11 protein-coding genes are annotated in these 18,346 nt (G+C 70.7%); 5 read left to right on the forward strand and 6 right to left on the reverse strand.

From position 1 onward, the window contains the following. Nucleotides 1-64 precede the first annotated feature (64 nt). Nucleotides 65-3,307 carry a lantibiotic dehydratase gene (locus ACFYMM_RS26480; protein WP_388390677.1) on the forward strand — a complete coding sequence of 1,081 codons (3,243 nt, stop codon included), beginning with the start codon at nt 65-67 and terminating at the stop codon, nt 3,305-3,307. Further along, entirely contained in the window at nt 3,304-4,659 is a 1,356-nt protein-coding gene (locus ACFYMM_RS26485) for a lanthionine synthetase C family protein (RefSeq protein WP_388390679.1), read from the forward strand. The genes ACFYMM_RS26480 and ACFYMM_RS26485 overlap by 4 nt, the downstream gene beginning before the upstream one ends. A gap of 204 nt (nt 4,660-4,863) precedes the next feature. On the opposite strand, the gene ACFYMM_RS26490 is transcribed toward ACFYMM_RS26485, so the two are convergent. The 4 genes from ACFYMM_RS26490 to ACFYMM_RS26505 form a co-directional block, all read right to left on the reverse strand. Beyond that, nucleotides 4,864-5,631, reverse strand: a complete 768-nt coding sequence (locus ACFYMM_RS26490) for an alpha/beta hydrolase (RefSeq protein WP_388390681.1) — start codon at nt 5,629-5,631, stop codon at nt 4,864-4,866. A gap of 171 nt (nt 5,632-5,802) precedes the next feature. After that, complete coding sequence (locus ACFYMM_RS26495) at nt 5,803-6,006, reverse strand: hypothetical protein (protein WP_388390683.1); 204 nt, start codon at nt 6,004-6,006, stop codon at nt 5,803-5,805. Nucleotides 6,007-6,193: 187 nt separating this feature from the next. After that, nucleotides 6,194-6,751, reverse strand: coding sequence for an SMI1/KNR4 family protein (locus ACFYMM_RS26500; protein WP_388390685.1), 558 nt, complete (start codon nt 6,749-6,751; stop codon nt 6,194-6,196). Between the two features lie 13 nt (nt 6,752-6,764). Beyond that, nucleotides 6,765-8,291, reverse strand: a complete 1,527-nt coding sequence (locus tag ACFYMM_RS26505; protein ID WP_388390687.1) for a ricin-type beta-trefoil lectin domain protein — start codon at nt 8,289-8,291, stop codon at nt 6,765-6,767. A 1,051-nt stretch (nt 8,292-9,342) separates the two neighbouring features. Between ACFYMM_RS26505 and ACFYMM_RS26510 the strand changes: the two genes are divergently transcribed. Together ACFYMM_RS26510 and ACFYMM_RS26515 are read left to right on the forward strand one after the other, a co-directional pair. Then, nucleotides 9,343-11,709: a ricin-type beta-trefoil lectin domain protein gene (locus tag ACFYMM_RS26510; RefSeq protein WP_388390688.1), complete on the forward strand. Its 2,367-nt coding sequence runs from the start codon at nt 9,343-9,345 to the stop codon at nt 11,707-11,709. Between the two features lie 37 nt (nt 11,710-11,746). Next, nucleotides 11,747-15,391, forward strand: a complete 3,645-nt coding sequence (locus tag ACFYMM_RS26515; protein ID WP_388390690.1) for a glycoside hydrolase family 3 C-terminal domain-containing protein — start codon at nt 11,747-11,749, stop codon at nt 15,389-15,391. A gap of 167 nt (nt 15,392-15,558) precedes the next feature. Here the strand turns inward: ACFYMM_RS26515 and ACFYMM_RS26520 are convergent, their stop codons facing one another. Continuing rightward, nucleotides 15,559-16,053 (reverse strand): cupin domain-containing protein, encoded by a 495-nt coding sequence (locus tag ACFYMM_RS26520; RefSeq protein WP_388390691.1) that lies wholly within the window; start codon nt 16,051-16,053, stop codon nt 15,559-15,561. Between the two features lie 80 nt (nt 16,054-16,133). Between ACFYMM_RS26520 and ACFYMM_RS26525 the strand changes: the two genes are divergently transcribed. Beyond that, nucleotides 16,134-16,985, forward strand: coding sequence for a LysR family transcriptional regulator (locus tag ACFYMM_RS26525; protein ID WP_388390693.1), 852 nt, complete (start codon nt 16,134-16,136; stop codon nt 16,983-16,985). Nucleotides 16,986-17,029: 44 nt separating this feature from the next. On the opposite strand, the gene ACFYMM_RS26530 is transcribed toward ACFYMM_RS26525, so the two are convergent. Next, entirely contained in the window at nt 17,030-18,010 is a 981-nt protein-coding gene (locus ACFYMM_RS26530; RefSeq protein WP_388390695.1) for a hypothetical protein, read from the reverse strand. Nucleotides 18,011-18,346 lie beyond the last annotated feature (336 nt).

Raw genomic sequence — 18,346 nt, forward strand, 5'->3', positions numbered from 1 at the left:
TCCGGCCACCACCGCGCCCGACGCGCCGACCACGCCAGGGACCGCCACCGAGGGACTGCCACCGATGCCGTTGCCGCCCGCCCCCCAGCCGCTCTTCCGCACCGCCCCGGTCGCCCTCCTGCGAGCCCCGAGCCGCAGCTACGAGCACCGCGCCGCCTGGGCCGCCGCCTCCCCCACCGACCGTGCGGCCTGCGAGCGACTCCTGAGCGGTGCGGCCGGCGACGGCGTCTTCATGGACGCCCTACGGGTCGCCAGCCCCAGCCTGGCGAACCTCGTGGCCGCGAGCACCGACCCCACCTGGCTCGCCGGTCGCACCGACGCCCAGCTGCGCCGGGCCGTGGTCTCCGTGCTGCGTTACGAGATCCGGCTGCGCTCCCGCTGTACCCCGTTCGGACGCTTCGCCGGCGTCGCCCCGGTCCGCTTCGCCGCCGTTGCGGACGGCCCGGCGGCGAAGGTGTCCTGGTCCGGCCCGGCCCGCAGCCGTACCCGGGTCGATCTGGACTGGCTGCTGCGCGTGGTCCAGCAGCTTGAGCAGGACCGCGACCTGCTCCCGCACCTGAGCCTGCACGTCCATGCCGGGACCATCCCGCGCGGCGGCCGGCTGGTGGCGGCCGCGCCCTCCAACCCCGGTGCCACGGCGGGCGACAGCACCCGCAGCGAGGTCTCGGTCAGGCTCACGCCGGTGGTCGCCGCCGCGCTGGAACTGGCCGCCGTCGGCACGACCGGCAAGGAGGCCGCCGCCGAGCTGGAGCGGCGCTACCCCACCGCGCCACCCGGCGCGGCCGCCGCCCTGCTGGCCACGCTGGTCCGCCAGGAGTTCCTGATCACCGGGCTGCGTCCGGTGCTGGACGGCGGTGACCCGCTCAGCCGGGTGATCGACGTACTGACCGCCGCGGAGCGGTCCGCCGGCCGGCCGCTGCCGCTGCTGGCGGCCCTGCGCGCGATATCCGCCGACCGCGACCGCTACGACGCCGCCGTCACCCCGGGCGAGCGCGGCGCGGTGCTGGCCGCGCTGGAGGAGAGGATGCGTCAGCTGGCCGACGCCGACCGGCTGGTCCACGTCGATCTGGCGCTGGATGCCGAGGTGCGGCTGCCGCACACGGTCGCCGAGGAGGCGGCCCGCGGGCTCGGCGTGCTGTGGCGGCTGTCCGTGCCCGCCCCGGCGCCGCTGCGCGGGTACCACCGGGACTTCCTGGAGCGCTACGGCCCCGATCGGGTCGTTCCGGTGCTGGAGGTCCTGGACGACACGGTCGGCCTCGGCGCGCCGGCCGGCTACACCTGGCCGCCCTCGTCCCGCACCGAGGACCCGGCACCGCGGCCGGCCCGTGAGCTGGAGTTGCTGCTGGGCCGACTGGCCGCCGAGGCGATGCGCGACGGCGCCCGGGAGGTGGTGCTGGACGACGACCTGGTGGCGCGACTGGCCCCCGGGGAGCCGGACCGCGAGCTGCTGCAGCGCTCCTGCGAGCTGTTCTGCACGCTGGTCGCTGCCGACGGACAGGCGCTGGCCGAGGGGGACTTCCTGCTGGTCGGCGGTGGCGGACCGGGTGCGCTGGAGGCCGGCGCCACCTACGGCCGGTTCGCCGGACTGGCCGGCTCGGTCAACGAGGAGCTGGCCGCCTTCGCCTTCCCCGAGCAGCCGGACGCGATCCACCTCGCTGTCGCCTACCAGCCACGGCTCACCCGGGCGCTGAACGTCGCCAACAGCCCGCGCACCGCGGAGCACGAGGTGACCATCGGGCTGCCGCCGGACCCCGCCGCGACCGCCGTACGGCTGGACGAGATCGGCGTGGCCGCCACCTTCGAACACCTGTATTTGGTGCACCTGCCGACCGGGCGCCGGCTGCTGCCGCACGCCCACCACGCGATGGACGTGCGCGGCCAGGCCCCGAACGCCGCCCGCTTCCTGATCGAGGTCGGCCGGGACGCTCACCGCTCGTACGCACCCTGGAACTGGGGACCGGCCACCAGCGCGCCGTTCCTGCCCCGGGTGCGCTACGGCCGGGTGGTGCTCGCCCCCGCCACCTGGCGCCTGGACGAGCTGCGCGAGCACACCGGGCTCGATCCGGCCGGCTGGGCCGAGGCGGTTCGGCACTGGCGGGAACGCTGGCGGGCGCCGCAGCAGTTGGTGCTGACCCGCGCCGACCTCCGGCTGCCGGTGGACCTGTCCGAGTCCTGGCACCGCGAGCTGCTGCGCGACGCGCTCTCGAAGGACCCCCATCTGCTCGCCGTCGAGCTGCCCGGCGGGGAGGAGCGGGCCGACGGCTGGCTGCGGGACGCCCAGGACGGGGCGCACCACTGCGAACTGGCGCTGGCCTTCGTCCGGGAGCCGACGGCCGCGGCGCCCGCCCCCGCCGCACCCAGGGTCCCGGCGGTGCGCCCGGCCGAGCCGCGGCTGGCCGAGCCGCGGCTGGCCGAGCCCGGCGGCGAATGGCTGTACGCCAAGCTCTACCTCGCGGGCCGGCAGGCGGACTCCTTCCTGACCGAGCGACTCGACCCGTTCTTGGCCGAACTCCCGGAATCAGCACGTGAGTTGATCGACCGGTGGTTCTTCATCCGGTACCGGGATCCCGACGACCACCTCCGGCTGCGGTTCCACGGGCCCGCCGACGGCCTGTGGCGGGAACTGCTGCCGCCGCTGCGCACCGCGGTCAGGCAGTGGACGGCCCAGGGACTCGTCGGACGGTTCACGCTGGACGGCTACGACCCCGAGTGGGAGCGCTACGGCGGCCCCGAGGCCCAGGCGGCCGCCGAGCGCTTCTTCGCCGCCGACAGCCGAACCGCGCTCACCTTGCTGGGGATCGCCCGCCAGGCCGAGGGCGGGAGCGGTGACGTGCCGTGGAACAAGGAGACGCTGGCCGCGCTGTCCCTCGCCGCCATCGCGCACGCCTTCGGCCCGCCGCCCGCGGTGGACGCGCCGACCCGCTACCGGGAGCCGGGCGCGGCCTGGCTGGTGGGCAGCGCCGCCGGCGAACAGCCGCCCGCAGGATTCCGGACCCACCGGGCTCAGTGGCTGCGACTGATCGACCCGGCCGGCGGCTGGCCCGCTCTGGCCGAGCATCCGCTGGGCGACCGGCTGACGCAGGCCCTGGCCGACCAGGCCGGACATCTGCGCGCCTACCGCGAGCAGTTGGACGCGCTCGCCGCCCGCGGCGCCGACTGGTCGCCGCTGCCCGGGGTGCTGGCGAGCCTGCTCCACATGTCCTGCAACCGGCTGCTCGGACCCGACCGGAAGGCCGAGCTGCGCGTACACGCCCTCGCCCGCGCCTGCGTGACCGGAAACGCCGACCGAAGGAAGCACCAGCGGTGACCACAGCAGCAGTGCCCGGCAGCACCGAGCGGATCGCGGCGGTCGTCGACCGGGTGGCCGCCGCCCTCACCGACGAGCCGCGCCCGACCGGCCCCGCGGTCGCACTGGAGGGCGGTTCCGGCGTCGCCCTGCTCCTCGCCGAGCTGGCCCGCCGCGATCCGGGCCGGCTGCCCGCCGCGCACAGCCGGCTGGCGGTGGCGGCCAAAGCCCTGACCCGGACGGCCTCGTTCGGCGTGCATCACGGGCCGGCCGCGGTACTGACGGCCGTTCAGGCGGCTGCCCGGGTCGGCGGTCACTATCCGGGCCTGCGCCACACCCTGACGGCACACGTCGCGGCCGAGCAACTCGCCCGCCTCGCGGCCGAGCCCGACGGACCAGGGGTGTCCTGGTCCAGTTACGACGCCATCACCGGCACCGCCGGCGTCGGCCGGGTGCTGCTCGGTGCGGTCACCGACGGCGACGCCGAGGAGCGGGCCGCGGCCGAGCCCGCGCTGCGCGCCACCCTCGCCCACCTCGTCGCGATCAGCCGGCCTGTGCTGGTGGACGGCCGTGAGGTGCCCGGCTGGTGGGTGCCCGGGCACCGCCAGGTGACCGAGGCGGACCGGGCCCGCTTCCCCCGGGGTGACCTCAACCTCGGGACGGCGCACGGCATCGCGGGCCCGCTGGCGCTGCTCGCCCGCAGTGCCGAGCTCGGCGTGGCGGTCGACGGGCAGTCGGAGGCCCTGCGGCGGATCGGCGGCTGGCTGGCCGAGCGGGCCGACCGGGACGCCTACGGGCCGTACTGGGAGCGGCGGCTCCCGCTGGACGAGGAGTTGGCCCGGACCCGAGGCGAGCGCCCCGTGCCCTCCTCGCCCCGCTCGGCCGCGGGGGCGGCCTGGTGCTACGGCACGGTCGGCATCGCCAACGGCCTGCTGCGCGCGGCCCGGGTGACCGGCGAGGAGACCTGGAGCCGGCTCGCGCTGGCGAGTACCCACGCGGTGCTGGCCCGGCCCGGGAGCCTGGACGATTTGAGGGGCCCCACCGTCTGCCACGGCGAGGCGGGCTTCCTGCAGACCTTGTGGAGACTCGGGCAGCAGGCCGCCGACCAGGCGCTGCTCGACCACTGCGACCGGCTGGCCGACCGGCTGGCCGCGGCCTGGGACGAGCGGGCCGACTACGGCTACCGGCACCTGGCGGGGCCCCGCGACGCCACGGGCCCGCGGCACGGCCGGCCACCGACCGAGGACAACCCCGGGATTCTGGAAGGGGCGGCGGGTGTGGCCGCCGCACTGCTCTCGGTGCTGCCGGGTCGGGGCGGGCCGGGAGGCGAACAGCACGAGCCCGTCTGGGACCGCGTGCTGCTCCTGTCCTGATCGTGGACCGCGCCGTGCGGGCACCCCGGGGCGCCTGCGCCGCTCGTCCGGGATACGGGTACGGCTCCGCACCGGGTGATCCGTCGGCGGGCTGAAGAACGACTCTCGAAGTGCTGGAGGAGTTCAGGCATCTGAATGCGCAGCCTCACGCCGGGACGCGGTCGCGGCGCCCGTCCGACGAGCCGGACGCCGCAACCGCGCACGTCAGGCCGGCGAGACGATCGGCCGGCCGAAGTGCCGGGCGAAGAACCGGACGGCGCTGTCGGCCTCGAACCTGGGCAGTTCCTTGTGCTTGCCCGAGTTCACATGCAACGACTTCTCCTTTGAGGCGAAGGCGTCGAACAGCGCGAGACCCTCCTCGCGCGAGATGTGCTCGTCGTCCCACTGCAGGGCGAACTCGATCGGGATGGTGATCTGCTTCGCCTTCTCGGCCAGGACCTCGGGCCAGTGCTGGCCGAAGACCGCGGCGGTGATCCTGGGTTCGTCGGCCACGAACGGTATGCCGATCGCGGTGCCCATGTTGAGGCCCCAGAAGCCGACCGGCCCGTCCGTGCCGATCTCCGGGAGTTCCTGGAGGGCGTCCAGGGTCGCCTGATACTCGGGCACGGCGATGTCCGCCAGGTGCGCGTTGTAGCGGACGACGATCGGGCCTTCCGGCTCACCGGCCGCCCGCGCCCGGAACAGCTCGGCGATTTCCGCCTCGTCGTGCGTGGTGCGCGGACGGTCGCCGTGACCAGGCGCGTCGATGACGGCGACGTGCAAGCCGCAGCCGGTCACGAGGAGACGGGCGCGGCCGGACATCGCCGGATGCTTCTTGTGGTTGCCGCCGCCATGGGCCATCAGGACCAGCGGTGCGCGGTCGGCTGCGCCGGAGACCGGCGACCAGAGAACGCCGGGGACGCCGCCCACGATGAAATCGCGTTCGACCATGCCGTTCGACGACGACTCGTCCGTGAATCGCAGAGAGCGCATAGGTGTTGCCTTTCGGGAGTGCCTTGTTGTCGAGGCGCTCCCGGCGACATCTACGTCAGTCGCCGGCCGTGAGGTAAAGGGGGAGCACCCACGTTGATACAGCGTTCATGGGTCTCACCTCCTTGGGCGGTGTCACGGTCGACTGAAAGCTATCAGCCGGGTGGTCACCACTCAACCCATCAGGAACGCCCAGTCGCCTGCCTGCCCGAAGCAGACGCTCTCCCAGGCGATGTCCCAGGAGTCGCGGCCGGCTGCGTCCATGTCGCGCTGGTCCAACAGGCGTGTCCCAGTGGCGACCTGGTCGGGGTCGGTCCCGTGGAGCAGGGCGATTTGTTCGGCGCTGACGCCCCCGCCGCGTGGTCCTGCTCGCGCCATTCGCCAACTGTCCAGGCGAGGCGTTCCAGGGGGTCGCGTCCGCACGGTTGTGCGGTCTGTGCAGGGTCCGTGCCGCCGTTGCGGAACCGGTCGGCTTCCTGGAACGGGTGCGTCGCCGGCATGCCGGCGACGCACCGGTGGGGCTGGTGCCTTGTGCACGTGAGATTCGACGCCGCGTGACGCGTGGTCAGGGGCTCTCCAACCAATCGGTGTACCAGGTGCGAAAATCGGGGCTCGCCGGTACGAAGCCGCCCCAGTCCGGATCGATCTGCCAGATCTGGCCGGCTCGCGGGCCGTTCAGGACCAGCCGGGTGAAGATGCCGCAGCCCTGTTCAGCCAGCATGAGCGTGCCTCGGGTCAGCACGTCGACCGCTGCGCCTGCGCCGATCCGGCCGGGCAGTGCTTCGGTGAGAGGGAACGGCTCGGCGAGCCGGCCCGGCAGTCGGTCTTCCCGCCACTCGCCGTCCACGGCCCACTCCTCATCGGCCTCCGGGCGAGCGACGGTCAACGGCATCAAGCCGTGGGAGGGCCCGGCGGGGCCGTTGCCCACTTCCGCGACGAAAGACCGGTATTCCACCGGCACATGGATACCATGCGATTCCTCGAAGGCTCGGATCTCCGCCTCCGGCAGCCGCGGTGCCAACACATACCCGTGCGTGTCCGCCCCGAAGCGCTCCCGCCCCGGGTCCCGTGCTGCCATCTCAAGTATCCGTGCGCGTACGCCGTACCCCTCCCAGCTCTCCACCTAGCGACCCTAACTACCGGCGGGCCCACTTCTGGTTGGCGCCGCCGGTGCAGGTCCACAACTCGACGAGGGCACCGTCGGCGGTGGAGGCGCCTGTCACGTCCAAGCACAGGCCGGACTGGGCGCTGGTGACAGTGCCGTCGTCATTGACGTTCCACTTCTGGTTGGCGCCGCCGTTGCAGTCCCAGATGACGGCCTTGGTGCCCGGCGAGTTCCCGGAGCCGTACGCGTCCAGGCATTTGCTTCCGTAGACGCGCAGTTCCTTGGCGGAGGTGAGCGTCCATTGCTGGTTGGCGCCGCCGTTGCAGTCCCATATCTCGGTCTGCGTGCCGTTGGCGGTACTGGCGTTGGGTACGTCCAGACAGCGGTTGGAGCCGGCACCGCGCACTACCGCGCCGTTGCCCGCGCCACCTCCGCCGCCCGGATTGCTACCGGTGCCCCATCCCCACTGGAGGCGGTCGAGGCCGGACTGGTTGGTGACGGCCAGGGACAGATCGGTGCCGCTGCCCTTCAGGGTCGTGATGGCGCAGGAGGCGTTCTCGCACGGGCCCGGACCCTGCGTCTGGGCCGTCTCCTTGACACCTGTCCACAGTACGGAGCCCATGCCGAGGCTGCGTACGGTGTCGGTGATGGCGTAGAGGTAGGACAGGTCGTTGTTGCCGTCCTTGGGGCCGTTGTAGTCGGCCCCGGTGTTCATGGGCACGCCGAACTCGGTCAGTACGGCGCGGTCGGCGTAGCCGCACAGAGCGCCGGTGAAGTCGTTGACCCAGGCGGCTTCGGTGGTGTGGGAGTCGCCGAACATGCCGTAGATGTGGATCGACAGGAGGGTGCCGGACAGCCGGGAGTCGGCGCCGACGGAGCAGAGATTGGTGTCGGACCACAGGCCCGGCACGATCACGTGACCACGGGGCAGGCTGGGGTAGCGTGCCAGCCAGGAGGCCTCGAAATTGGTCAGGTCGGTGGCGCTGTAGCCGTACGGCTCGTTCATGATGTCGAAGTAGAAGTTGCTCTTCGTACCGTACTTGTTGATCATCGTGTCCCACATCCGGTTGAACGATGCGGTGTCACTGACTTTCCCGTTCTGCAGCCACGGTGCGACGATGACGTTCATGCCCAGCGCGGTGGCGGAGTCCAGTGCCGCGGTATAGCTGTTCCACCAGGTTCCGGACGTGGTCGCCGCGTTGAAGCCGAGGCGGACGGTGTTGGCGCCGAGCGCCTGGAACCCCTTGAGGATCGCCGTGGACTTCGTGTAGGTCGTCGCGTAGTTGTCCGATGTCGACAGGCCCACCGGCACGTTCGGGCCGGTGATGAAGTTGTCGTTGGGGTCGGCCCAGTTCACACCGTGGAACTGACTGGTGGCCGATGCTGCCAGGGCTGTCCGCACCGGCGAGGCGGCCCGCGCCGTGCCGGCGGTCAGCAGCCCGGACAGGGCCAGGGCCGAGACCGCCAGGCCGGAGATCAGGCGCCGGAGGGTACGCGGGCGGCTGCGTCCTGCCGGCTCGTACGGGTGAGGTAACAGGCGCGATGTCGTGCTGTCCATGCGGTCTCCTTGCCAGAGTCGGCGGAAGAGGCGATCCAGCTGCTTGTGAGCGCTAACAACACCGGATACGAATACCCGTCAGAGCACGGTGGCGAGCGGGATTCCGGAGGCGGCAGCAGCGTGCCCCCCTCCATGCGAGGTGTCAACACCACCTAACGCGATCATCGGTACATAGCGGGATGAACGCGGATGATCCGCAACTCGGCAACTCTGTCCGCGCACGCTTCTTGAGCATGCACCGCAAGATGTGACAGTCTTATTACGACTGATGGTCGGCACATATGTCGACGAGATGTCATGCACCCGTCCACCCCTAGTCGTGATGTGAGCGCTCACCGCAGCTTTCTGCGATCACGTCTCCCTCCCAGGAGTGCCATCGTGCAGCCATCAACGCCCCGCGCCACTCCGGGCTGACCCAAGTCCCCGCCGTCGCGAAATCGGGGAGATGTGTATGAGTACTACTCATCAAGCAGTCAGAGCCACCCCGCTCGGATGACCCGCACTGACCGAGGCGGTTCCCGGCACCGCTCCCGGTGCTGGTCGCCGTCCGCTGCTCGCGCCCAGTCCCCCGCCCCCTTTTCCCAAGGGCCTTCGACGATTACCTCGCCGAGGAGTCAGATATGCCCACCTTCTTAGCCAAGGTGCGCCATGCAAGACCATTCGCGAAGCTGATGCTCACGCCGGTCGCGGTCGCCTCCGAAAGCCAGGGAGCAGACGGCCCAGCGCCGGTAGCTCCTCCCGCCGGCACCGGCCACCGGCCACCGCGCCGGCCGGGCCCCACCGCGTCGCCACCCTGCGAGACCCGCGAGATCTGCCACGAGCTGACCGTCCACTCGGGCAGCTCCCAGCTGCGCCTGGACGGCTTCGACGCCCAGACCACCGCGGGCACCAAGGTGCCGGCCCGGCCCGGCCCGGCGACTGCGACGCCAACCATCAGTGGAACCTCCACCGACCGCACCCTTCCCCAGGGCGGTCCTGCCGGAATCCCCGCCTCCCGAAGAAGGCAGACGATGACCTCCTCCCCTCCCCCGCACACCGGCGGTGGCCGGCCATGAGAGCAGCTCTCACAGCCGCCTTGGCCCTCGGCGCCGTCCTGGCCGTGCCGGCCGCGGCCTCGCAGGCAGCGACAACAACCACCTTGTACGTCTCCCCGAACGGGAGCGGCACGGCCTGCTCGGTGTCGCAACCGTGCTCCGTCGCTCAGGCCAAATCCTCGGTGGAAACCCTGAACAGCGGTATGAGCGGCGACATCGTCGTCCAGTTGAGCGGCGGCACGTACCGGATGTCGGCACCACTGGTGCTCGGCGCCGCGGACTCGGGCAGCAACGGCCACAGCGTGATCTGGCAGGCCGCGCCCGGCCAGAGCCCGGTCCTGTCCGGCGGGCAGCAGGTGACCGGTTGGTCGCCGTACGACCAGGCGGCGAACATCTACGCCGCGGCGATCCCCGCCGGCACCGACTCCCGGCAGTTGTACGTCGACGGCGCGCTCGCTCCCCGGGCCTCGATCACCATTTCGCGCGGCGACGTCAAGGTCACCCCCAACGGGATGACCATCGTGAACTCCGGGCTGAACTACTTGGCGACCCTGCCACAGCAGAACCGCATCGAGCTGGAGAGCCAGAACTCCTGGACCGACCGGTATGCACCGGTGCAGAGCATCAATGGCACCAGCATCACGATGCAGCAGCCCGCCTGGCAGAACAACAACTGGGGCTACGACACGATCGCCAGCCCCTTCGCCGGGGGACAACTGCTGCTGGAGAACTCGTACGCGTTCCTGAAGACCACCGGGCAGTGGTACATCGACCCGCAGGCCGGCCGGATCTACTACAAGGCACCCGCGGGCTGGAACCCCGCGGGTCACGACATCGAACTGCCGCGCCTGACGTCCCTGCTCCAGATCGGCGGCAGCTACAGCAGCCCCGCACACGACATCGCGTTCCAGGGCATCGGCTTCCAGCACACCACCTGGCTGACCCCGGGCACGTCGATCGGTTACGCCGACCAGCAGAGCGGCGCGTTCATCCCCCGCGTCTACACCCAGCCGACGGACTATCCGAGCTCCTGTCAGTCGGGCTGCCAGCTCTTCGAGGCGACACGCAACGGCTGGAACCAGGCCCCGGCCGCCGTCCAGGTCTCCGCCGCCCACCGCATCTCGTTCACCGCGGACACCTTCACCCATCTCGGGCAGGTCGCGCTCGGCATCGGCAACGACGCCGACGCGAACGCCTCCGGCACGGGGCTCGGCGCCTCCGACGTCACCGTCTCCGACAACACCTTCGCCGACGACTCCGGTTCCGGCATCGTCGTCGGCGGTGTGCAGCCCGACGCCCACCATCCGTCCGATCCGGCGATGGTCGACCAGAACATCACCATCCAGAACAACCTGATCACCGGCGTCGCCGAGGACTACAAGGACATGGCCGGGATTCTGTCCACCTACGTCACACACGCCGTCATCACCCACAACGAGGTGACCAACCTCGCCTACGACGGTATCGACGTCGGCTGGGGCTGGGGCGCCAACGACCCCGGCGGCAGTCAGGACTACCGCAACCGCGGGCTCTACAACTACCAACCGGTCTACTCCACACCGACCACTCTCAAGAACACGGTCGTCAGCTACAACCGGGTGCACGGCACCAAGAAGGTGTTCCACGACGGCGGGAGCATCTACCACCTGTCCTCGGACCCCGGCGCCAGCGTCGACCACAACTACGTGTACGACAACCAGCACACGGTGGGCCTCTACCTGGATGAAGGTTCCCGTTACCTGACGCTCGGCGACAACGTGGTCCAGGACAGCGGCGTCTGGGCCTTCACCAACGCGAACTCCACCAACAACACCAACGACAGCACTTTCTCCCACAACTGGTACAACTCGGGGGCCACCAACGTCGCCACCGGTTCCCCGCACAACAACGTCCTGACCGGCAACGTCCAGGTGTCCAACACCAACTGGCCGTCCGACGCCCAGCAGGTCATCGCCCAGGCCGGCGTGACGACCGGCGGCGGCAGCAACACCGGCACCGCCCTTCGCGCGGTGGGCGCGGGCAAGTGCCTGGACGTTCCCAACGCGTCGAGCACGGCGGGCACCCAACTGCAGATCTGGGACTGCTCGGGCGGCTCCGGCCAAACGTTCACCCGGACCGCCGATGGGCGGTTGACGGTGTTCGACGGCAACAGCCAACTGTGCCTCGACGCCGCCAACCAGGGCACCAGTCCGGGTACCAAGGTCATCGTCTGGTCCTGCAACGGCGCCGCCAACCAGCGGTGGAACGTCAATGCCGACGGCACGGTGACCGGCGTGCAGTCCGGACTGTGCCTGGACGTGACCGGCGCCTCCACCGCCGACGGCGCCCTGGTGGAGCTGTGGACCTGCAACGGCGGCAGCAACCAGAAGTGGGCCCTCGGATGAAGACCCCACTCCACCCCGTGACGCGCAAGGAGCCGTGATGCCCAGAACCACCCCTCCATTACTGCGCGCGGCCGTGGCGGCCGTGTGTTCACTCGGCCTGCTCGGTACGGTCGGCGGCACGGCTCATGCCGCACCCCGGTCCCCGGTCAGGGCGTCCCCGCCCATCTATCTCGACACCTCCTATTCGTTCCCCGAGCGGGCCGCGGACCTGATCTCGCGGATGTCGCTGGACGAGAAGATCCAGCAGCTGCACACCAACAGCGCGCCGGCCATTCCGCGCCTGGGCGTGCAGCAGTACACCTACTGGAGCGAGGGACAGCACGGCATCAACACGCTGTTCGCCGACACCAACCCGGGCTCGGTGACCGGTGGCGTCCACGCCACCAGCTTCCCCACCAACTTCGCCGCGTCCATGTCCTGGGACAAGGACCTGATGTACAAGGAGACGACGGCGATCTCCGACGAGGCCCGAGGGCTGCTGGACAAGTCGCTGTGGGGCACCGGGCAGAACAACCTCGGGCCCTCGAAGGACGACTACGGGATGCTCACCTACTGGGCGCCGACGGTCAACCTGGACCGTGACCCGCGGTGGGGGCGCACCGACGAGGCGTTCGGCGAAGACCCCTATTTCACCGGGCAGATGGCGGGCGCGTTCGTCAACGGCTACCAGGGCCAGAATCCCGACGGCAGCCGGCAGGGCAAGTACCTGAAGGTCGCCTCGACCGCCAAGCACTACGCGCTCAACAACGTCGAGCAGGACCGCACCGGCATCAGTTCGAACGTCTCGGACGACGACCTGTACGACTACTACACCGCGCAGTTCAAGAGCCTGATCGAGAAGGCCCATGTCGCGGGCCTGATGACGTCGTACAACGCGATCAACGGCACACCGTCGGCGGCCAACACGTACACCACCAACCAGATCGCGCAGCGCACCTACGGATTCGGCGGATACATCACCTCGGACTGCGGCGCGGTCGGCACCACTTACCAGTCCTTCCCGGCCGGCCACGACTGGGCGCCACCCGGCTGGACCACCGACCACAAGGGCGCCAACGCGACCTGGACCAACACCGCCACGGGCCAGAAGGTGTCCGGGGCCGGCGGCGGTCAGGCCTATGCACTGCGCGCGGGCACCAACGTCAACTGCACGGGTGCGGAAGCCACTTCACCCAACCTCGAGCAGGCGATCAAGGCCGGCGCCCTCAGCGAAGGCGTCATCGACAACGCGCTGGTGCACCTGTTCACCATCCGGATGCGGACCGGTGAGTTCGACCCGGTGAACCAGCAGCCGTACACGAAGATCACCAAGGATGTCATCGAGTCCCCGGCGCACCAGGACCTGGCCCGCACCGTCGCCGACAACGCGCTCGTCCTGCTCCAGAACAACAAAGTGACGGGCACCGGCAGGCCACTGCTGCCGGCCGACCCGGCCAAGCTCGGCAAGGTCGTCATCGTCGGCGACCAGGCCGGGAAGGTCACGCTCGGCGGCTACTCGGGCGACCCCACCAAGAAGGTGGACGCCGTCCAGGGCATCACCGCCCAGGTCAAGGCGGCCAACCCCGACGCGAAGGTCATCCACGACGCGGCCGGCACCTCCAGCACCGCGACCGGCGAGGCGACGCTGAGCGCCCAGACCCAGGCCGACATCAAAAGCGCGGACCTGGTGGTCGTCGCGGTCGGCACCGACGATGCCACGGCAGGCGAGGGCAAGGACCGCAGCGGGCTGGCCCTGCCCGGCAACTACGGCAGCCTCATCGACCAGGTCACCGCCCTGGGCAACCCCAGGACGGTGCTGGACATCCAGTCCGACGGACCTGTCGCCGTCGAGCCCTACCGCACCAAGGTGGCCTCGATCGTCTTCGCCGGCTACAACGGCGAAAGCCAGGGCGACGCCGTCGCCGACGTCCTGTTCGGCAAGCAGAACCCCGGCGGGCACCTCAACTTCACCTGGTACAAGGACGACTCCCAGCTGCCCGCCATCTCCGACTACGGCCTCGCACCCAGCGCGACCGGCGGTCTGGGCCGCACCTACCAGTACTTCACCGGTACACCGACCTACCCCTTCGGCTACGGTCTGAGCTACACCACCTTCGCCTACTCCCACGTCCGCGCCGACCGCTCCTCGGTGCAGGCCGACGGCACGGTGAACGTCCGCTTCGACGTCACCAACACCGGCACCGCGCCCGGAACCACCGTCGCCCAGCTCTATGCGGCCACCGACTTCACGGCCAAGGACCGCGCGCTGCCGAAGAAGCGGCTCGTCGGCTTCCAGAAGACCCGGGTCCTGAAGCCCGGCACCACACAGCACATCGCCCTGCGCGTCCGGATCCCCGACCTCGCCTTCCACGACGGACAGAAGGCCAGGCAGGTCGTCCACGACGGCACGTACCGCTTCCAGGTCGGGCCCGACTCCGCCACCACCGCCGGATCCGCCCGGGTCAGCGTGCACGGCAGCCTCACCCCGCACGTGAAATACGTGACCGTACAGCCCGAAGCCGTGGTCTACCGCGCGGGCGACACCGTCGACCTCACCGCCCGCAACCAGTGGATCAAGGACGACACCGATCCCACGGCCCAGCCCGGCCGCAACCTGAACGTCACCGCCGACCACGTCGTGGAGGCGGTCAACGACGACGGCTCCTTCGTGAACCTGTCCAAGGCCCAGGTCCGTTACCGCAGCAGCGACCCCTCCGTCGCCACTGTCAGCAGCAAGGGGCTGGTCACCGCGGTGGGCAACGGCGTGACCACCATCAGCGCGACCGTGCGCGGCGTCACCGGCTCCGCGGCCATCCGCGTCCACCACCCCCTGACCCTGTCCGCCGACCCGATCGTCAAGCCCGGTTCCCCCGTCACAGCGACCACCACCTACACCAACACCGGCCACAACGCCCTGCCGAACGCCTCGGTCACTCTCGGCGTGCCCGAGGGCTGGAAGGCCACCGCGACCACGCCGGCCACCTTCCCGCGCATCCCGGCCGGCGCCTCGGTGAAGACCACGTGGACGGTCACTCCCCCGGCCGGCGTCAAGCCCGGCACCTACGCCCTCGCCGCCTCGGCCACCTACCGGGCCGCACGGGCCAGCGACGACGCGGCAGGCCAACTGTTGGTCCCGTACGGCTCCATCAAGGACATCACCACCAACACCGGCATCAGCGATGACGCCACTCCCGGCACCGGCAATCTCGACGGCGGCGGTCAGAGCCTGTCCCAGCAAGCCCTCGCCGCCCGGGGGATCACTTCCGGCGGCACCGTCACCCACGACGGACTGGCCTTCACCTGGCCCACCACCGGCACCGGCAAACCCGACAACATCGTGGCCGGCGGCCAGACCGTACCGTTCACCGGAAGCGGCACCAAGCTCGGCTTCCTCGGCACCGCCGACTACGGCAACGCCTCCGGCACCGGTCTGATCACCTACACCGACGGCACCACCCAGAGTTACACCCTGTCCTTCGCCGACTGGTGGAGCAACAGTGCCGTGGACGGCAGCGACATCCTCGCCACGACCGACTACATCAACGGCGGCAGCGGCAAGGTCCAGCAGAAGGTCAGCGTGTACGGCGCCACCGTGCCGCTCCAGGCAGGCAAGACCGTCGCCTACCTGACCCTGCCGAACGTCGGCTCCGGCGCGGTGTCAGGCCAAGTGGCCCTGCACATCTTCGCCACAGCGATCGGCTGACCACCCGCCCGGGCGCCGCACCCAGCGGCGCCCGCCGCGCGATCCGGCGGCGCGCGGCGCTCGTACGGCCGTTCAGCGGTAAATGTACGGCTGCTTCGCGCGTCCTGGCTTCGCCGATCCTCATCCGCGCCGTCGAAGCTCGGCATCGTCCTGGTGGGCCGTCGGCTTCAGGCGAGGCCGGTGGCGGGCTCGGTCGCGTAGCGGCTCATCGCGTCGACGTTGGCCTGTGGCGTCAGCGGCCGGCCGCCGGCGAGTACTTCCTGGAGGTCCCGGAAGTACTGCACGTACAGGTCGGGGGTGAATGTGCTGAGCATGACGGCGGGTTGGTCGGTGAGGTTGGCGAAGGTGTGCGGGGTACCGGGCGGAACCATCACGAGCGTGCCCGTGGCGGCGTCGTAGTCCTCGTCCCCGACGGTGAACCGCACGGTGCCGGACAGGACGTAGAAGCCTTCGTCGTGTCGGGCGTGGCGGTGCTGCGGCGGTCCCTGGGTGTGCGGAGCGAGGACGGACTCCGCGATCGCGAGGCGGTGCCCGGTGTGGCTGCCGTCCTCCAGGACGCGCATGTGGGTGGCGCCGAGAACGATCGTCTCGCCGTCGCCGGGACCCACCACCGATACAGCGGGGTCGGTCTGCGGCTCGCTGGTCTTCGCTTCTTCGGTCATGCTCACGAGTTCACCGCCGGGCGCCGGCGCTGTCCAAGACCTGTTCCGCGGCGCCGATACCTCGTGGGTATCGTGGCAGCGTGGAGCTACGGACCTTGCGCTACTTCGTGGCGGTCGCCGAGGAACTCCACTTCGGCCGGGCCGCCACCCGACTGCACATGAGTCAGCCGCCGTTGAGCCGGGCGATCAAGCGGTTGGAGGCGGATGTCGGAGCCCGGCTCTTCGCCCGCTCGCCTGCCGGCGTCACCCTCACTCCGGTGGGCACGGTGCTGCTCGACGAGGCGCGGGCCCTGCTCGACCATTTCGATCGCGTCCGGGTACGCGTGAGCGCGGCGGCCGGCGTCGCGACCCTCACCATCGGCATCCTGGGCGACGGCACCGACCCGGGAGTGGTCAAGCTGGCCGCCGCCTACCGCCGACACCACCCCGGCATCGACATACGCGTCCGCGACACCGATCTGACCGACCCGACCTGCGGGCTGCGCACAGGACTGGTCGACGTCGCGCTGACTCGGGCGCCGTTCGACGAGACTGCCCTGGCGGTGCGTGCGCTGCGGACCGATCCGGTCGGCGTGGTCCTGCGGGCCGACGATCCGCTGGCCCGCCGCGAAGGGCTGCGGCTGGCCGAGCTGAGCGACCGCCGCTGGTTCCAGTTCCCGCAGGGCACCGACCCGATCTGGCAGTCGTACTGGAACGGTGGCAGTCCGCGCGAGGGCCCAGTGGTGCGCGTCGTCCAGGAATGCCTGCAGGCCGTGCTGTGGAACGGCACGGTCGGCCTGGCCCCGCTCGGACACGACCTGCCCGCGGAGCTGGCCGTGGTGCCGCTGATCGACATGCCGCCGAGCCGAATGGTGGCGGTGTGGAACGAGGGTGACACCAACCCGCTGGTCCGGTCCTTCATCGACATCGCGGCAAGCGCGTACCGCCACTGAGCACCGGCAACAGGTGCTGCCGCAACTCGTGAACAGTTCGAACATCACGTTCCAGGGACTGTTTTCCCCACTGATGGGGCAGGTGGCTTTGCGCTGGAGGCCCTGCCGGCGAGGAGGGCGCGCAGGGGGGCGGTGTCGGGTGTGTCGGCGACGGCCGCGTCGAGCGCGTCGTCCATGGCCTTTTCCCACTCCTCGGGCAGGGCGAGTCCGGGGTGCCCCGACCACGCCATGTCGGGAGCGGCGTGTCCGGCCTCGGCGAGGCGCAGATGGATCATGCCCGCGAGCCCATCGAAGACCTTGGGCCGGATGAAATTGCGGGCCGACTGCCCAACCAGCCGCGCCGCTTGCGGGGGTTTGGGTAGACGGTCGGCCACCGCCATCCACAACAGGCCCCGGTCGAATGCGTCGAGCACCTCCTCCAGACCGGGCGATTCGGCGTGCTCCTTCTCGCCCGGAGTGCCTTGGCCCGCGGGCGCCGTCTCGCCGGCGCCACGTGCCTCGGAACGCAGCGCTCTGGCCACGGCGAGCCGCAGTGGCCGGGACCAGCCCTCGGCATCGAGGACGGCACGGGCCATGACGAGGTCGTCCCAGCTCAGGCGACGCAGCTGTGCCGCCTCGTGCGGCAACGTGCGCGCCTCCAGCGCGGTGAACAGCCGGGCAGGATCGCGCAGCAGGGTGAGCGCAGGCGGGCCCTCGGCCGACGTGTCGGCCGGCTTCTCAGCGGGGAGTTTCTCGATCAGGGCGATCGGTTCCGCAGTCGGCGGGTGCGAGTCGTACCGGTGCGGCCTCGACGGACGCTGCCCGGCGGAGAGGGCGGCGAGGCACTCCCCCGGCCGGGCGGCGAGCAGCCGCAAGAAACCGCCGTGCACTTCGCCGACCGGCGGCAAAGCCCCCAGCGGCCTTCCCATCTCGGCGTACGTCCGCACGTAGTGGTCATGAGCGGCGTCGAGGACCCGGAAATGCGCGCAGCGCTGCGATCGTCGCGTCGCGGCCCGCGTACCGGGCGGCCATCCGGTCGGCAGCACGTTCCTGGTGGCGGGCCAGGGACTGCGAGGTCCGCATGAACATGCGGGCGTGGGCCACAGTGGTGGGAGCTGGGGGCCAGATGGCCTCGTCGAGAAGCTGGTTGCGGCGCGACCCTTGTGCCAGCGACCTTCGGTCGCCTTCAGCGGCGTTCCCCCGAGGTGGCATGAGCCGGCGTTTCCCGGACACGTCAACGGGTGGATGCTCGGCGCCGACGGCTGCGGTACATCTGCGGTGCACCTGGGCGCGACACCCGTACGCTTCGACATGCCGATCCCCCGTGATCTCCTGGCCAGGTCGGGGTGCCGGTAAGCGCCGTACCATCAGCCGCAATCCAA

It is taken from the genome of Streptomyces sp. NPDC006739 (assembly GCF_042869815.1).
GTDB lineage: Bacteria > Actinomycetota > Actinomycetes > Streptomycetales > Streptomycetaceae > Streptomyces.